We start from the raw sequence: 16,364 nt of genomic DNA, 5'->3' as shown, positions 1-16,364 counted from the left end.
ACTTTTCACATTCTGATTACAAAATGAACAGCCTTCATGCCGCCCGCCACCAATATATGGTCAGTTCCGCCGTCGCCCGACATATCCCCCTGGCCGCACATTGAAATCGACTTCCCCACCCCCATCCCTTAGAATGAACCCATCACAGGGGCCGACCTGGATTCGACGCCGGTACTGAATTCTGTGGTGCATGCCGAGAAGGTCACGAGTCTCGTAAATCATTTGTGGCACATTAAAGCAATCGCAAACGACGATTCTTACGCACTAGCAGCTTAAACCCTGCTTATCGCCAATCGACCCTGCCTGTGGGGAAGAGCGGCGAGCATCGCAACACAGGCTCGCAGCAAAGTCCGCCCCGGATGGCGCTGTTAAAACTCTTAGGGGCCCGGCCTTCACGTCCTGCCAATTGGGCTGTGAAGGCTTAAATTAATAAATATGGCTAAGCATGTAGATCTGCAGATGGATTGCTGACGGACGCGGGTTCGATTCCCGCCGGCTCCACCAAACAGCAAGTAGCAAATCAAAAGGGCCACCCCGATGGGGTGGCCCTTTTTTTGTGCCGCGCGGCGGCTGACTGACGCCTGACGCCAAGAATCAAACTTCCGCAGGAACGTAGCGCAGCGAAATAACGCACGGAGTGCGGCCCCGAAGGGTTGAGCGCAGCGAATAACTTGCCTGCAAGGGATAGTCCTCGCTGGTTAACCAGGGAAGACCCTTGACCCAATACCGGACGCACGGGGAAAGACTGATCCCGAAGCCCGCTCCATGCGGGAATTCGACGCACTCTGCCTGCCTGAAGTAAAAAAATATACACTGGGACAAATCAAAATTATCCGGACACAAACAAAAGCCAGCCAGGCTGCATTTGCCGCATTCCTGGACATCAGTGCATCCACGATTCGGCAGTAGGAACAGGGAGAAAAAGCACCTAACGGCGCGTCGATGAAGTTGCTTAGCATTGCCAAAAAGAAGGAGCTTCAGGCGCCTCGCTAATAAAAGGCACCTGAAAAGTAGGCACCCTCGATTGTGCGCACTTTCTTTATGCCTTCCCATCATCTTAATGATAGCAGGCACGGAGCAAGCCCCCTCCAAGCCTTATACGAACACTTAAGGCCCAGGGCCACTATTTATTGAGCTGCTTTCCTTACCTCTTTAATAAAATCTGCCATGGTGTATAACCAGCGTTTCTGGGCTTCAGAAAAGCTTCCATGGATCGCCGCCGGGATGACCAACTGCAGATTCTTCGCTATCATTTCATCGGTCTGAAACGAACTGATGCCAGCCTCTAGTGTGGCCAGGAATTTCCGGTCCAGCAGGTCACCTTCAGACAGAACCTGCCTCCAGCGGTCTTTACAGGTTGTTTTGGCCCCGAGAAGAAAGATCTTTTCCTTAGGGTATTCTGGGTCGTGGTAGGCGCCGAAATCAGGAAACAGAAAATCAGGCTTGGCCTTGTTTTCTGTTACGCGCACCCCACCCCCCTTCTCAAATGGAAGCCTGTTCTGCTGAAAAACAAATCCCAGATGATTCTCAAAGGCGTGACCAACCCGTGATTTTCGGCGGTTCTGAACACTCAGAGAGAATGCAATAAACTCATCTACATCGTCTCCTGCAGCACCGAAACCGGAGCGTAGCCTTTCAGACACCACATGCCGTTCGTACGCTCTGAAGAGCGCTTCCTCACGCTCCATCCAGCCAATCAGAGCATTGTCGGGATCTGCGATGCAATCAAAGTCAGCCACATCTCTAGCTACTGCTGAAAATTCTGCAGTTTTTGGAAACTTTTCAGGAAATCTCGCCAAGAGCATATCGAGGTCATTCTGAGCCTCACTCACGTCGAATGCTCTGACACCAAGGTCTTCCAGCAGCATCTTTATAGGAAGGATTAGGGTCTGTGACGGCATGGACGCAGAGGTGAAGCTCTGGTCGACGCCCGACAGACCGAAAAGATGACGCAGCTGAAATTCCACGGATGAGCTGGCAGGGGAAAAAAGAAGGAGAAGACTTCCGTCACGCTTCTTCGCTACCAGCAAGAAATCTGTCGGCTGGATCAAATCCGTGACAGGATTTGATTTATAGTAAAGGCGATACTCTGGTGGGCGTTTCGGGTTTCTCCAGCGTGCGTCGTACCAAGTCACCATATCCTGGCAGAGTTCGACATCTTCCTCATCTTTGATGTATGCCATTAGCGCAGGGAAGTGGTACCTGTCGGATTTTCCGGGTGCCCCGAGATAGCTTTTAAAACCCACGCTGGGCAACCCGCCGATCTCATGTTGATTTGATCGAGCTGGATCGGCATCTACAGCACTCAAGTACTTCGCTGCCGCCCCCTCAAAGATCTCATTTACTGAATCGAGCACTGCAATATCTCCACTCGGAAAATTCTGAAACCGAACACAGCTACAATCTGGCGCCTATAAACCGAATCAGGACGCTAATACCAACTTGGCACGATCCAAGCATTTGCTCATCAACTGGTCTACCTCCATTTCTTTCATCGCCTCGAAAACCTTGCCAGCGCCAACTTTATTCAATTCAGTCATGAATTTGCGCCAGTGCTCTTCACGAGCAAGAACCCACTCATCCCGGGAAAACGCCCGAAGTATACCGGCAGAAATTGCCGGTCGGATAAACAACCCCGGGCGTTCAACGGTGCTAAGTCGCATGTCAGTCGAGCGAAAAATAATGCTCAGCGCCTTCTCAGGATCGTCAGGCATTAGTCGCTTAGCAATCCAGTAGTTCCACCAGAGCCGCGAAACAGCATTATCATCCCTCCACCTCGTCCGGGTATCAGCAAAAAAGTGAGCACGAATCGCTTTAGCCAGAACCTCCCCTGTTTTTCCTTCAAGCCAGCGCTTCTGACAGAACCCAAGGCATTCAAGATGAGTTAGCCGGATCCAGATTCTGTTTTCCGTTGCCAGAGAAGGGGTTAAGCTACTGAGTGACCGCCATACCAGTATTGAGTTGTTAATTTCCGCCTCAGCAGTTCTGGCAGGGTCAAGCTCTCTCAGGGGACCGGGATCGTAGGTAAGGCTGGTTGCAATCTCCCAGTTACCCTGTTCTGCGAGATCCCGAAATCCTTCCGAGCAATATCGCTCGACATTTTCATCAATCGAATCGATTAGATGATCAGCAACCGCCTGACCAACATAAAGTACTTTCTTCAAGCTCATTAACTCAGCGCCTCCACCGCTTCATGCACCTTGCCGACCGGGCAGTCGAGCAACATCTGTGCTTTTCTGAGGAGATCTTTTCCGTCGAGTTCCACTCCTACCTGACGGCAACGGGATTCAATTGCACGGTACCACCTGAGGTGATCACTCTTCTCTCTGGAAGCGACATCAAGGACCTCCATAAGACATGGCAGGTATAATGAGGACAACAGTATCTGGCGCCCATGGCCGCTATTGCGAACTAGATTCAACGATTCGTATAGCGTTGGATGAACCTGAATAACAATGACCTGAGTATCCGTACCAACCCTGAATAATCCATTCTCAACACTGCGTGCCGATTCAAGACGAAAGACTGACTCCATCGGAACCAGCTTATCCAGGCCGGCATCAAATTCGAACTCGTCACTTACACCAGCAAGTGAGTATTTTCTGAGCGGAAAATCCTGCTTCCCGAACTCTTCATGAATTAACCCTGCGGGCATCGATAGCGTATCTACAGCAACATAGATGATAGCTCTGAGCTTAACCACGCCCCGTAGATTCCCTCCGCTGACGGACACCTTCCAGCTGCTGGGAGAGATCGGGAAAAACTCCGAATAGTAGGTATGCTCGCAGGTGACGTACAATCCGCATGCCATCTTTCCTTCTGCGAGCACACGATCTAAAAACCGCTCCCCGGGCCTGAGCTCGCCTCGAATCTCGACTTCACCGGTTTCAGTTACTTCCCGGACGGGCTCAACGTCCAAACTGAATGTTGCCGATGGATAGTCATCCGTAAAGCTGGCCAGCACCGGGTAAGGGAAGCGGGTATCAGCCTTGAGCTTCATTGTTATTCTCCTCTTTCAGGCTGAGCGAGATTTCAATTGGCCCTTCATATGGTTCAGCCAGTTCAACCAAAATCGCTATCCGATCACCTTCCTTCAGCTCAATCTCACATGCACCCTTGGTTACCGTATGCCCCGGCGCCGCGACAACCGGCAGCCGTTCTTCATCGGCAATACCAGCGGCGATGACATCCAGTCGTGCCGTACCCGATTTCTCCGGTGTAAAAAAAATCTTTCTGGACCGGGTGTCGCCACCTTTGACTGTATTACGTAATCCCTTAATCGGGACCTGTCCTCCTCGAGGCCCAGCTACTCCACCCTTTCCTTTACCGGTTCCTGGGCCGCTGGTTGACCCCCCGCTTCCCCCGGGTTTCTTTCCGCCACTTCCGCCTTCTGACCCTCCAGACGCTGATGCACCCGAGCTCTCCGGTTTCTTTCGCATTTCAACTTTTATCGATGTGGGATCTTTTTCGCTTGTGCCTGTATTCTGTATTCTGTCGGCTTTATCTTCCGGAGCCGCGAAAAAGTTATTGAGGTCATCCAGCTGAACTTCGTCATCCGGAGGGAGCGTGGTGTGGCTTTTTATCCTCTCCCGGATCCAAGCATTCATTTTGTTCACAGCTTCCCTCAGGGAGCGACTCAGTTCAGGATCTTCAATCCGTTCGGGAGAAAGCTCATCATGCCTCGGATTCTCCAGAGCCCTGATGTGCGAGGAAGCACTATCATCAATTGGCTCAACAACTGCAATGAAGTCTTTTTGGAGTGGAAACCGGGCAAGTTTCTCCTTGAAATGCCGGAAACGGGACGTGATGAACATTCCGTTCCGAATTAGACCAACCTGCTTTTCGAGCCGGTCCTCAATTAGAATTGATAGCCTTACTCTTCCCAGCCCCTGAATGGTCTCCTCATAGCGAGCGCTTTCCGGGCTAGTCAGGCAACGATAGAGGTTATAACTAAATTTTAGATCTTCATCAGAGCCACGGCTAGAAGCAACTTCACGGAGCGTTTCGTTTACAAACAGTGCTGGCAGGGTGTCCCGGTCAATAACAAGGCCATCCCCGACCTCAAAAACCACTTTGCTGTTGTGGACGGCCGTGAAAAAATTTCGCACCAGTGACTCAGCAATACGCCAGTCCCACCCGTCCTCTGACAAAAAACCTAGCGCTGTCACAGTGGTTCCCGGCTCAGTCCTCTGCAGCCATTCGGGCAACGCTGACATAATCGTGGCCGGCATATAGTTTTCAGCCTCGCCCCAATATCCTGTCGCGCTGTATTCCTGCCCCGGACCTTTATTGTGGGAAACAAGAATAGCTTTGGCCTGCGCCAGAAACTGACTGCTACCAGATGAGTCCGTATACACCGTTGAATAAAAGACGCTTCTCAGGGCTGAGACTGCGTAGGCCGCGTTTTTTCCGATACCGAAGGAGCCTCCGGACGTATCATCGCCTTTTTTGCTTACGCCTTTAGCTTTGATCAGCGCGTGATAGGGCGTACCAGGTTCGCATGGGCCGATAAGTCCCGTGGTTCCTTCATCAATCACGTGAAGCAGGTCTATGTCCGAGGCACGGACAATTCGTTTGGCCCGCTCAAAGAACTGAATTTCTTTATCATCCCCCCTGTCCTTTGCGCGGCTCAGACAGGCCTCAATCGTTGCCCTGAATCCGGCTATATCAGGAACAGACTCTGTCGATATGGTTTCTTTCCAGAAGCGGACGATTACTCGTTCAGCATTGCCATCCGGCCCGGAATGTCGTGCTGCATCGATACTGTTCTGGCCACATTCGCGGGCGAGGCCTGCGAAGGGGGCATCTCTAAACGTCTCAACACCTGCATCAGCAAGCCCTTCATCTTCCTCCGCCTCATTGCGCAAAAACCTCCACAGCAACCCCATATGCCGTCCCTTAATGCAAGCCAGTCAATTTAGGGACTTAATCTCGCATTAATAGCACAGTCCGTCCAGACGGAAAGTGCTTTTCTGAAACAAGGGCGAGCGATTTTAGCGAGACATCAAAACCTGAAGAGAAACAATTTAACACCCACCTCTATTCAATTTACTGTCAGAAGATCAGGCTCAGAAGCCCAATATTCATGCTCGACAATATAAGGTCTCATGATCCGAGCCACCTCCTGAAAAGCTAGCGTCACAACAGAGTTTCCAAACTGCTTATATGCTCGGGTATCAGACACAGGAATTCTGAATTCATCAGGAAACCCCATCAATCTGGCACATTCACGAGGGGTTAACCGACGCGGTCTCTTCCTTCCTCTTTGTACAAGAATTTCCGACCCATCCTTGTAATATCTGGCAGAAAGGGTACGAGCAACGCTATCAGGCCCGACAAGGCCAAACCCAAAACCATTCCCTTTAGCCTGATGTTTTGCCTTGTAATCTTTCAGATATTTCCAAAGCTTCGGGGTTAGAATGTACTTTTCGTTCACCTCACCCTTTCCGTGGTCAAAGAAACGGTCGCCATCCCATTCAAGATAGGGTTCAGAACCGTCTTCTCGGTGCAAAACCTCTCGCATCCTCTTCTCACCCTTACCTGCCATTTTCATGGCATCCCATGAAAATGGCATAGGCTCACGAAAACCAACAATAGCAATTCGTTCCCGGTGCTGGGGCACAAAATGCTGGCCATCAATCACTTTAACGTGAACCTGGTAGCCCAACTCTTTTTCCAAGGTATCTATTATTACCCTAAAAGTGTTTCCCTTATCGTGTGATTTTAAATTCTTCACATTCTCCAAAAGGAAAGCCTTTGGCCTTTTTTCTTTAATGATCCTGGCGACATCAAAAAACAATGTACCTTGGGCCTCGCACGCAAAACCGTGCGAACGGCCTAAAGCATTTTTCTTGGATACCCCAGCAATGGAAAAAGGCTGACAAGGAAACCCGGCAAGCAGAACGTCATGATCAGGGATATCAGCAGCATTCACCTCTGTAATATCGCCATTAAGCTGATGGCTATCACCAAAATTACCGAGGTAAGTACGCTGAGCATAGCTGTCCCACTCACTCGTGAAGACACACTGCCCTCCGGCAGACTCAAAGGCCATACGCAGGCCACCGATTCCGGCGAAGAGATCCACAAACTTGAAATCCCCTGCTACCGGCTCTCTATTAAAAGGCAGCATTAGCTGCGTCAGGCGATCAGCCACATAGGGTTTGGGCTCGTTTTCTCGGGTTAACCAACGCCCCAAGGTACTCCCGTTGATCTCCAGAGCTTGCGCTAAATCACGACGTGTATAGACCCGAAGGGCCTCTTCCAGCTGTTCATATACGGTTGCATTACCCAACTTCAAGCCCTCCGGCGGGAATTTTTTGTGCATTTTGCATGCTTTTTGACCCAGCATCAACGAGTCATAGTCATGGATACCTGAAAAGCATGTAGCATCGAAGCATCTTTAAGCATTGAGCAAGAGAGAGCTCTCAATGGCTGATATTGTGCCGCCCAAAACCCGATCAAGAATGATGTCCAACATCAAGGGGCAGAACACAAAGCCAGAGCTCATCATACGATCCGAGCTTCACAGGCGTGGCTTCCGCTACCGACTTCATGAAAAACGCCTGCCCGGCAAACCAGACCTGGTTTTCCCCAAATACAAGGCAATAATCCAGATCAATGGCTGCTTTTGGCATGGCCATGATTGCCATCTATTTAAATGGCCCAGCACCAGACAGGAGTTTTGGCAACAGAAGATTGAGCAAACTCGCAAGAGAGATGCGGCCAACCTTGTCGAATACCGAAAACTCGGATGGAAGACGCTCACCATCTGGGAATGCGCCCTCAAGGGCAAAAACAAGCTGGGTATCAAGGAAACAATAGAAACCGCTGTGCGCTGGCTGCAGTTTGATGAAAATGACGCCGAAATCAGACAGAGACCCGCTGGTCGGCCAAATTGATGGTTCTCGCAGGCGCACTCGATCATCCTTGATCAACTTGTAGCCAGGCATTCCCACACCGCCTGAAAACCGGCATCGTAAATGCTGTTCCCGTGTTGGTGCTCCATCCGGACAAGGATACTTTCGAGCTTGCGACAGGCGCCAGCAGTAAACATCGGCTCTCCGCTCTCGATGAACACAATGGTTGAGGGAGAATCATCGGGATGAAAAGCCATCCCTCTATTCGCCATCTCATGCCACCACTCAAAAAGCCCGGCTTTGCTTTCATCGTTCCAGTCAGGAATATCCTTTTCACTGATCATGGCGACCTCCTTCCCCTGAATACTGTACATAAAGCCAGTAAAAGTAAAGCCCTAATCCGCACCTTCAACCCTTTCTGACAAGCGCCTGTCAGCTTCTTTTTGACCCATCTTCGCCCGCCCCCTAAGCTGAACCAAAGCCCCACGAACGGATAACAACAATGAAGCTCACCACCCTAACCCCTCCCCTGGAATCCCTCCACGCTTCCTCCGACGAGATTCTTCTGGTCTCCCTGATCAGCAGCGACGGGATGCCGGTGGTGCACTTTGGTGAAGGGCTGGATTTTGATGAGCAGAGCGCGCTGTTCTTTGAGATGAAGAAGGCCTGCGACCGGGTACTGGAGGGCCTGAAACTGGGGGATAGCGAGGAGGTGTTTATCCGCTGCCGGGAGGGCTGCATCAGTATCTGGCCGGTGAAAGATATGGTGTTTGCCTGCCTGGCGAAGCCAACCATCAACTCCCAGCGCATGCAGATGCTGGTCTGGAAGACCGTTTCCCAGCTAAGCGGACTGGTTTAAGCCTCCTCCTGCGCATCTTCACGACCAGTTCTCATTTTTACCCCACACCAGTGAGCACGGGCCTTCCAGGCACCTGAATCATTTTCATAGCAACAAAAATCCTACACCGGGCTCATGGAGAGATACACGGCGTTTCCCTACCTTTCAAAACCAGACTTTCTGGAGGGATCTCAATGCCGCGTTCAACATTCAAAGCCGCTGTGCTGGCCACTATCCTGGGGGGCAGCGTTCTGTCCCCTGCCTGGGCCGACGACAACACCGAAAGCCCCGCAGCCGGGGACATCATCCAAAACCAGTATATTGTCACCCTGGTTCCGAACATCACCGAACAGCTGGGCCTTAACAGCCTGACCACAGCCATTCAAACCTTGCTGGCCGGCATTGGTGGCGGCGAGGTGCTCTATACCTATGACAACGCCTTGTTGGGCATGACCGTCAGGCTGACCAGCCTGCAGGCGTCTTTGCTTGGTATTCTGCCCGGCGTCATCTCTGTTGAGCCGGACCGCATCGTCACCACGGTGGCAGTGCAGAATAACGCCACCTGGGGGCTGGACCGCGTCGATCAACCGGCCCTGCCACTGGATAACAGCTTCCAATACCCCGACAACGGCGGCCGCGACGTAAACATCTACGTGGTGGATACCGGGGTGCGCACCACCCACCAGGAGTTTACCGGTCGTATAGTGCCCGGACGTAACTTTGTCGCCGACGGCGCGCTGGGTTTTCTGTTCGGCGGCAGCGTTGACCCTGACAATTACGAAGACTGTAACGGCCATGGCTCCCACGTAGCGGGCACCGCAGCGGGCAGCACCTATGGTGTGGCCAAACAGGCCAACGTAATCCCAGTACGGGTCCTTAACTGTAACGGCAGCGGTAGCACCTCTGCCGTTATCGCCGGTATCGACTGGGTCGCTGGTAATCACCAGAAACCCGCCGTCGCCAATATGTCGCTCGGGGGCTTCACTTCCACCGCTCTGGATACCGCCGTTTCCAACGCTGTGACAGCAGGCGTGACCATGGTAGTGGCTGCAGGTAATGACAACACCAACGCCTGTAACGGCTCCCCTAACCGGGTGCCCGAAGCGCTGACGGTCGGTGCGACTACTCGCCAGGACCAGCGCTCCTCTTTTTCCAACTACGGCGCCTGTGTGGACCTGTTTGCACCGGGCAGCGACATCACCTCGGCCTGGTATCAATCCGATACACAGACGTCCAGCATTGATGGCACCTCCATGGCGGCGCCACATGCTGCCGGCGCCGCCGCCCTGTATTTGGCCGCCAACCCCAGCGCTACACCTGACGCGGTTAACCTTGCGCTGGTAAACGACGCCGCAACAGGCGCCATCAGCAACCCGGGCAGCCAGTCGCCTAACCTGTTACTGCAGATCACGCAGCAAGACGGCTCCGGGATCGACCGCCTGCCGACCGCAGCCTTCACCGCTGATTGCCAAGGCACAGTCTGTGAGCTGGATGCCAGCGGCTCCAGTGATGATGTGGCCGTAGCGGCCTGGGACTGGACTCTGGGCGACGGCAATGTGGCCAGTGGCGAGCAGATCAGCCATGACTACGGGGTGGATGGCGAGTTCACCGTGACCCTGACCGTTACCGACACCGCCAACCAGACCGGCAGCACCGACCAGACCCTGAGCGTGGGAACAGACACCTCCCCGTGCCCGGACTGCACCCGCTATGAAGGCCAGCTGAACAACGGTGGCTCTGCGATCCTGCCGTCCAACGGTTTCAACTTTTCCGGCGGGCAGATTGACGCCTGGCTGTATAGCCCGGCGGGCGCCAGCTTCACCGTGACCCTGCAAGCACAAAGCTGCTTCCTGTTCTTCTGCGGCTGGAACAACGTAACCACCGCCAGCCCACAAGGTGGTGTAGCCGAGATCCATACCAATGTGAACAGCGGCTATTACCGCTGGCAGGTACAGGCCCAGAGCGGCTCCGGAGCCTATACGCTACTCACCAACCCGTAAGTTTTTCTGCCTACGGTTTTATGCCGGCGTTAACCTCCTGGTGCGCCGGCTTTTTTGTGTCTGATAAATAGACGCATCATGCTTCACGCCACAAGCAACAGGCCGAAAACCGTTGAGCGCGCAGCGTCTCTTGAAACAAAAAAACCACCGCGAACGGTGGCTTTTCGTTTCTACTGGTGAGCGCCAGCGGGTCAGGCGACAGCAGATTCCTTCTGCTCGCCTGTCTTGCTTTCACTTTCATACAAGGCATCCAGTCGATCGCCCTGGGTCATCAGGTATTCAAAAGCCGCCAGGGACGCCTTGGAGCCTTCCCCCATGCTGATGACAATCTGCTTGTACGGCACCGTGGTCACGTCACCGGCGGCGTAAATGCCTTCCTCTGAGGTCTGGCACTTCTCGTTGATTTCGATTTCACCAAACCGGCTACGCTCGACCACGCCGTCCAGAAAATCACTGTTGGGCACCAGGCCGATCTGAACAAACACACCGTGCAACGGCAGGGTATGCACTTGCTCTGTCTCGCGGTCCACGTACTCGATGGCATCCACCTTGCCATTGCTGGCAGTGATCTGTTTGGTCGCCACGTTTCTGTGAATGGTGACATTGGCTTTACTTTCCGCCTTGTCCACCAGCACCTTGTCGGCTTTCAACTCCGGCATGAACTCGAACACGTTCACGGATTTGACGATACCGGCCAAATCCAGCGCGGCTTCAATGCCGGAGTTACCGCCACCGATCACCGCCACATCCTTGCCCTTGAAGAAGGGGCCATCGCAGTGCGGGCAATAGGCCACACCATTACCGATGTTTTCCTTCTCCCCGGGCACACCCAGCTCACGCCATTTGGCACCGGTGGCCACGATCACGGTCTTGGTATCAATTTCTTCACCGGAAGACAACACCACCGTTTTGATATCACCCTTTTCCACACGGGCGACTTTCAGGTGCTCTTTCACCGTCACCTCGTAATCGTTCATGTGTGCCTGCAACGCACCGGACAATTCCGGGCCGGTGGTTTTCTTCACGGAGATCAGGTTTTCGATATCCATGGTGTCTTTCACCTGGCCACCGATACGGTCGGCGATCAGGGTCACTTTCAACCCCTTGCGGGCACTGTAGATGGCAGACGCCACACCGGCAGGACCACCACCAATCACGGTCACGTCCTGCAATGGCATTTTTTCGCCAGCGCCCGCCTGGGCAATGCTCGGGTCATGTTCGAGCAGCTTGTCGATCAACTCGGCGGCGGTCACCTTGCCGTTGGCGAACAGCTCACCATTCAGGTAGACGCTGGGCACCCCCTGAATGTCGCGCTCGTTGACCACGTCCTGAAACAGGCCGCCATCAATCATTTCCGCGCGAATGTTCGGGTTCAACAAGGCGAACTGGTTCAAGGCCTGGACCACGTCCGGGCAGTTGTGACAGCTCAGGCTGATAAACACTTCGAAATGCATGTCGCCTTTGGCATTGGCGACCATGCGCTGGAGGCTGTCGTCCAGCTTGATGTCTGTCCCGGATGCATGCAGAAACGCCAGCACCAGGGAATTGAATTCGTGGCCTGCGGGAATACCGGAGAAACGGATACCCGTGTCTTCTCCATCGGCTTCCAGCAGAAAACTGATCGGGCTACGCAAGGTGTCGCCCGTATCGCGTTCTTCGAACGCCAGGTTGTCACTGACACCAGCGATGTCGGAAAGAAAGCTGACCAGTTCATCGCGCTTGTCGTGGGTGCCTGCTTGCAGCACGAAAGTGACTTTCTTCTGCATGTTGGCGGCGTAGCCCTTGAGAGCCTGCAAAATTTCATTCGTGAGCATGAGTCTTCCCTTAACGTAAAAGCGTATTCAGTGACGTCAAAAATTCGGGGGGACAACAGCCCGGCGATCCCGCCGGACTGTTGTAACCTGAGGCAGATTTAGATCTTGCCGACCAGGTCCAGAGACGGGGCCAGAGTGGCTTCGCCTTCTTTCCATTTTGCCGGGCACACTTCGCCTGGATTGTTGCGAACGTACTGGGCGGCTTTCACCTTGCGCAGCAGATCGTCGGCATCACGGCCGATACCTTCGGCAGTGATTTCCATGGCCTGGATCACGCCATCCGGATCGATCAGGAAGGTAGCGCGGTCTGCCAGGCCCTGGCCTTCACGCATCACCTGGAAGTTGTTGGTGATGGTGCCGGTCTGGTCGCCAACCATGTAGTAGTTGATCTTGCCGATGGTGTCGGAGGTGTCGTGCCATGCCTTGTGGGTGAAGTGGGTATCGGTGGATACGGAGAACACTTCCACGCCCATGTTCTGCAGCTCTTCGTACTTGTCAGCCACGTCGCCCAGTTCGGTGGGGCAAACAAAAGTGAAGTCGGCGGGATAGAAGAAGAAGATCGCCCACTTGCCTTTTACGTCGGCATCAGAGATCTCTACAAATTCGCCCTGCTTAAATGCGGTGGCGTTGAACGGTTGGATCTCGCTATTAATCAGTGCCATGTTTCCAAGACTCCCTAGGTTATCGGTAAAACGATTGGGTTAACGTTTTCGTCGAAGGCAAGAATGGGGCTTTTTTGGCGATTGGTAAATTTGGATACTTTCATTGCAGTGATAGGCAATACCTAACGCGCCCCGCCGACCAGCCAGTAGCGCCTGGAATCAGGAACCCCACCGCTGCCGCCCTGTCCCATGTGAAGACACACAGAGCAGGAGGCCTTTATGGAACGCACAGGATGGCGCCAGCTGGCACTGACCGCGGGCTGGGTGATGATCGTGGCGGGCACTGCCGCCCCGGCGTATGGCAGTGATTACGACTACATTCGCGGGGATGACGTCTACGAGGAGGATTACCAGTACGGGGTGGATTACGACGGCCTTACCAGCGTGCCCCAGCCCGGCCTGAAAAAAGGCGGGACTGGCAGCGCGAAAAACGCGGAGGGCCGCCTGCAGAAGCGGGCGCTGGAGCTACAGGAAAACACCACGCAACCGTCCATGACCCGCGAACTGGACCGCTGGAAGCCGAGCAGCGACCTGACCACACCGGGCAAGAGTTCTCCCTGATCATGGCAGCGGCAGCCGCCCCGGCGTCACCGGCTGCGCGCCACAACCTCTGCGCCATCCGGGGAGCCAACACCACGGTGTTGCTGCTCAAATAGCGCGCTCAGTGGTTGTGGCCGGCCAATGGCATAGCCCTGGACAAAGTCCACCCCCGCCTCTTCCAGCACCCCGATCAGCGCGTGCTCTTCCACGTATTCGGCCACGGTTTTTACGCCCAGCCGGTGCGCCACCTCATTGATGGATTCCACAATGGTGCGGTCCACACTGGAGTGCAGCAGGTTGCGCACAAAGCTGCCGTCGATCTTGATGAAATCCACCGGGAAGTGTTTGAGGTAACTGAACGAGCTGAACCCACTGCCAAAATCGTCCAGTGCCACCTTGCAACCCTGCTCACGAATACGTCCAAGTAAATCACTGGCCGAGGACAGCTGATTCACCACCGTGGTTTCGGTGATTTCAAACGTGAGCCGCTCCGGTGACAACGAGGTCTTGCTCAGCAGGGACTCCAGAAACGGCATAAAGGTCGGATCATCCAGCGAGGTCGCCGACAGGTTAATGGCGATATTCAGCTGCGGCAGCGCGGCCAGTTCGTCGCTGAGCGTCACCAATAGCTGGGTGAGTACCCAGCGGTCGATGTGCGGCATCATCTGGTAGCGTTCTGCCGCGGGAATGAACGAGCCCGGGTTGAGGATATCGCCATTGCGGTCGCGCAGGCGCAGCAATACCTCGTAATGCGACGGCTCCGTGCTGGCATCAATGGGGCGAATCTCCTGGGCGTAGAGCAGGAAACGGTTTGATTCCAGGGATTCACGCAGCCCCGCCGCCATCTGCAATTCCAGATGACGACGGGACGCTTCGCTGTCGTCGGGGGTGTACACCGACACCCGATTGCGACCCCGATGCTTCGCTGCATAGCAGGCCACATCGGCCCTGCTCATGGCCTCTTCCACGGTGATCACGTTGGCGTCCAGCTGCACCAGCCCGGCGCTGGCGCCGATATCGTAAAGCGACTCCTTCCAGGCAAAGCGAATATCCCCCAGCGCACCGATTAACCGTTCGGCAATCTGGATCGCCCGCTGTGCCGGGCAATGGCGCAACAACAACCCGAATTCGTCACCGCCCAGCCGAGCCACCACATCCCCCTCGCGCACCTGCCGGCCGATCACCCGGGCGCATTCGCGCAGCAGGGCATCCCCCGCCACATGGCCGGCGGTATCGTTCACCACCTTGAAGCGATCCAGGTCGATAAAGCACAGCATGCTGTGCTCCGCCCCCGGCTCATCGAGGGATTCCTGCAAGGTATTCTCAAATTCCCGGCGATTGGTGAGGCCGGTCAGAGCATCGTGGGTGGCGTGGTAGCGCAGCTTCTTCTGCATGGCCCGCCGGGAGGTCACATCCCGAAACACCATCACCGCCCCGGTCACCTGACCATCCGCCGATTTAAGCGGCGCCGCGGAATCCTGAATTTCGTAGCGGCTGCCGTCGCGGCTTTGTAGCATGCTGCCTTCCCGCAGAAAACACACATCGCCCCCGCTCAGGGCCACGCTAATCGGGTTGGGGATCGGCATCGTGGCGTTGTCGTCACTGAGCATCAGAATATCGCCCACCGGCAACCCTTCCGCTTCCGCTTCGCGCCAGCCGGTAAGCGACTCGGCCACCGGGTTCATAAAGGTCACCCGGCCGATCTCATCCGTGGCCACCACGCCATCGGCAATGGAGGTGAGAGTAACGCGCAGGCGCTCTTTCTCATGGGCCAGGGACTGCTGCATGCCCTTTTCTGCCGTCACATCCCAGTTGGTGCCCACCACCAGCGTTTCCGCGCCGTCAGAGCGCACCACGGTTTCTGCCCGCACGCGGATATGCCGGATTTCGCCACCAGGCCGCAGAGTCCGAAATTCCGTGTCCAGATCTTCCTCACCCGCGATAACGCGCTGGAAGGCCGCGTTGATATCGGTGTAATCGTCCGGATGCACCTGGTCACGCCAGATCTGCAAGGTCCCATCGCCAGGCGCCCCGGGCTGCACGCCGTAGAGCTCGTACATGCGTTCATCCCAGAACAGCACGTCACTCTGAGGGCTGTACTGCCAGATACCCACCCCGCCCACTTCCAGGGCCATTTGCAGCCGGTGGCGGCTCTCCTGCAGCGCCTGCTCAGACATTTTGGCGGCATGAATATTCTCCACCTGGGCAATCAGATAGCTGACCTGCCCCTCGACACGCACCGCCGATACCGACAGACGCACCCAGAGGTCGTCGCCACGGCGGGTAATAAAACGTTGCTCCAGCGAATAGCCGGTAATGTCGCCGGACAACAGGTCCGCCAGCATCCCCCGACTTTTGAGCAGGTCATCCGGGTGGGAAATATCCTGAAAGGAGGTGCTCAGCAATCCCGCTTCGTCATAACCCGCCAGATCACACAGAGCGTGATTCACCGCCTGCCATTCTCCCCGGGGGCTCAGCAACGCCATGCCAATGGAGGAATGCTTCATCGCCAGCCGAAAGCGGATTTCACTGTCTTTTACCTGGGCCAGCTCCGCCCGATTACGCCGCAACACACACCGTAAAAACAGCGCCGCCAACAGCACTACCGTGACGGTGACAGCCCCAATCAGCACACCCTGCATGGCATTCGT

13 protein-coding genes and 1 other RNA gene are annotated in these 16,364 nt (G+C 54.8%); 5 read left to right on the top strand and 9 right to left on the bottom strand.

Going from position 1 to position 16,364, the window contains the following annotated elements; genetic code table 11:
- Window positions 1–147: 147 nt before the first annotated feature.
- Window positions 148–504: a transfer-messenger RNA gene (ssrA, locus tag F1529_RS06570) on the top strand.
- Window positions 505–1,127: 623 nt separating this feature from the next.
- Here the strand turns inward: ssrA and F1529_RS06565 are convergent.
- The 5 genes from F1529_RS06565 to dcm form a co-directional block, all read right to left on the bottom strand.
- Entirely contained in the window at window positions 1,128–2,357 is a 1,230-nt protein-coding gene (locus F1529_RS06565; protein ID WP_007148444.1) for a type II restriction endonuclease, read from the bottom strand.
- 66 nt (window positions 2,358–2,423) lie between these two features.
- Window positions 2,424–3,170, bottom strand: coding sequence for a DUF6339 family protein (locus tag F1529_RS06560; RefSeq protein WP_050760164.1), 747 nt, complete (start codon window positions 3,168–3,170; stop codon window positions 2,424–2,426).
- Window positions 3,170–4,000, bottom strand: a complete 831-nt coding sequence (locus tag F1529_RS06555) for a hypothetical protein (protein ID WP_039926779.1) — start codon at window positions 3,998–4,000, stop codon at window positions 3,170–3,172. Before F1529_RS06555 ends, F1529_RS06560 begins: the two co-directional genes overlap by 1 nt.
- Window positions 3,984–5,888 (bottom strand): hypothetical protein, encoded by a 1,905-nt coding sequence (locus tag F1529_RS06550; RefSeq protein WP_155133108.1) that lies wholly within the window; start codon window positions 5,886–5,888, stop codon window positions 3,984–3,986. The genes F1529_RS06555 and F1529_RS06550 overlap by 17 nt, the downstream gene beginning before the upstream one ends.
- 155 nt (window positions 5,889–6,043) lie before the next feature.
- Window positions 6,044–7,351: a DNA (cytosine-5-)-methyltransferase gene (gene dcm, locus F1529_RS06545; protein ID WP_007150915.1), complete on the bottom strand. Its 1,308-nt coding sequence runs from the start codon at window positions 7,349–7,351 to the stop codon at window positions 6,044–6,046.
- A 79-nt stretch (window positions 7,352–7,430) separates the two neighbouring features.
- Between dcm and F1529_RS06540 the strand changes: the two genes are divergently transcribed.
- Window positions 7,431–7,901, top strand: coding sequence for a very short patch repair endonuclease (locus F1529_RS06540; RefSeq protein ID WP_155133105.1), 471 nt, complete (start codon window positions 7,431–7,433; stop codon window positions 7,899–7,901).
- Between the two features lie 32 nt (window positions 7,902–7,933).
- Here F1529_RS06540 and F1529_RS06535 read toward each other — a convergent pair whose 3' ends face one another.
- Window positions 7,934–8,203, bottom strand: a complete 270-nt coding sequence (locus tag F1529_RS06535) for a hypothetical protein (RefSeq protein WP_155133102.1) — start codon at window positions 8,201–8,203, stop codon at window positions 7,934–7,936.
- A gap of 158 nt (window positions 8,204–8,361) precedes the next feature.
- On the opposite strand from F1529_RS06535, the gene F1529_RS06530 reads away from it, so the two are divergent.
- Window positions 8,362–8,718 carry a hypothetical protein gene (locus F1529_RS06530; RefSeq protein ID WP_007150672.1) on the top strand — a complete coding sequence of 119 codons (357 nt, stop codon included), beginning with the start codon at window positions 8,362–8,364 and terminating at the stop codon, window positions 8,716–8,718.
- A 173-nt stretch (window positions 8,719–8,891) separates the two neighbouring features.
- Complete coding sequence (locus F1529_RS06525) at window positions 8,892–10,697, top strand: S8 family serine peptidase (protein ID WP_155133099.1); 1,806 nt, start codon at window positions 8,892–8,894, stop codon at window positions 10,695–10,697.
- 191 nt (window positions 10,698–10,888) lie between these two features.
- Here the strand turns inward: F1529_RS06525 and ahpF are convergent, their stop codons facing one another.
- Together ahpF and ahpC are read right to left on the bottom strand one after the other, a co-directional pair.
- Complete coding sequence (gene ahpF / locus F1529_RS06520; protein WP_155133096.1) at window positions 10,889–12,511, bottom strand: alkyl hydroperoxide reductase subunit F; 1,623 nt, start codon at window positions 12,509–12,511, stop codon at window positions 10,889–10,891.
- 98 nt (window positions 12,512–12,609) lie between these two features.
- On the bottom strand, window positions 12,610–13,173 hold the full coding sequence (gene ahpC / locus F1529_RS06515; protein WP_155133093.1) for an alkyl hydroperoxide reductase subunit C: 564 nt from the start codon (window positions 13,171–13,173) through the stop codon (window positions 12,610–12,612).
- A gap of 219 nt (window positions 13,174–13,392) precedes the next feature.
- On the opposite strand from ahpC, the gene F1529_RS06510 reads away from it, so the two are divergent.
- Window positions 13,393–13,734, top strand: a complete 342-nt coding sequence (locus F1529_RS06510) for a hypothetical protein (RefSeq protein WP_155133090.1) — start codon at window positions 13,393–13,395, stop codon at window positions 13,732–13,734.
- A 26-nt stretch (window positions 13,735–13,760) separates the two neighbouring features.
- Here F1529_RS06510 and F1529_RS06505 read toward each other — a convergent pair whose 3' ends face one another.
- On the bottom strand, window positions 13,761–16,355 hold the full coding sequence (locus tag F1529_RS06505; RefSeq protein ID WP_155133087.1) for an EAL domain-containing protein: 2,595 nt from the start codon (window positions 16,353–16,355) through the stop codon (window positions 13,761–13,763).
- Between the last annotated feature and the right edge of the window lie 9 nt (window positions 16,356–16,364).

The organism is Alcanivorax sp. VBW004, assembly GCF_009718865.1.
In the GTDB taxonomy this organism is placed as follows: domain Bacteria; phylum Pseudomonadota; class Gammaproteobacteria; order Pseudomonadales; family Alcanivoracaceae; genus Alcanivorax.
This window is presented reverse-complemented; position numbering and strand designations above follow the sequence as displayed.

Excerpts from the sequence above, each read along its gene's own strand:
- F1529_RS06560 (WP_050760164.1), bottom strand. The coding sequence starts at position 3,170 with ATGAGCTTGAAGAAAGTACTTTATGTTGGTCAGGCGGTTGCTGATCAT.
- F1529_RS06555 (WP_039926779.1), bottom strand. The coding sequence starts at position 4,000 with ATGAAGCTCAAGGCTGATACCCGCTTCCCTTACCCGGTGCTGGCCAGC.
- F1529_RS06550 (WP_155133108.1), bottom strand. The coding sequence starts at position 5,888 with ATGGGGTTGCTGTGGAGGTTTTTGCGCAATGAGGCGGAGGAAGATGAA.
- dcm (WP_007150915.1), bottom strand. The coding sequence starts at position 7,351 with ATGCTGGGTCAAAAAGCATGCAAAATGCACAAAAAATTCCCGCCGGAG.
- F1529_RS06540 (WP_155133105.1), top strand. The coding sequence starts at position 7,431 with ATGGCTGATATTGTGCCGCCCAAAACCCGATCAAGAATGATGTCCAAC.
- F1529_RS06535 (WP_155133102.1), bottom strand. The coding sequence starts at position 8,203 with ATGATCAGTGAAAAGGATATTCCTGACTGGAACGATGAAAGCAAAGCC.
- F1529_RS06530 (WP_007150672.1), top strand. The coding sequence starts at position 8,362 with ATGAAGCTCACCACCCTAACCCCTCCCCTGGAATCCCTCCACGCTTCC.
- F1529_RS06525 (WP_155133099.1), top strand. The coding sequence starts at position 8,892 with ATGCCGCGTTCAACATTCAAAGCCGCTGTGCTGGCCACTATCCTGGGG.
- ahpF (WP_155133096.1), bottom strand. The coding sequence starts at position 12,511 with ATGCTCACGAATGAAATTTTGCAGGCTCTCAAGGGCTACGCCGCCAAC.
- ahpC (WP_155133093.1), bottom strand. The coding sequence starts at position 13,173 with ATGGCACTGATTAATAGCGAGATCCAACCGTTCAACGCCACCGCATTT.
- F1529_RS06510 (WP_155133090.1), top strand. The coding sequence starts at position 13,393 with ATGGAACGCACAGGATGGCGCCAGCTGGCACTGACCGCGGGCTGGGTG.
- F1529_RS06505 (WP_155133087.1), bottom strand. The coding sequence starts at position 16,355 with ATGCAGGGTGTGCTGATTGGGGCTGTCACCGTCACGGTAGTGCTGTTG.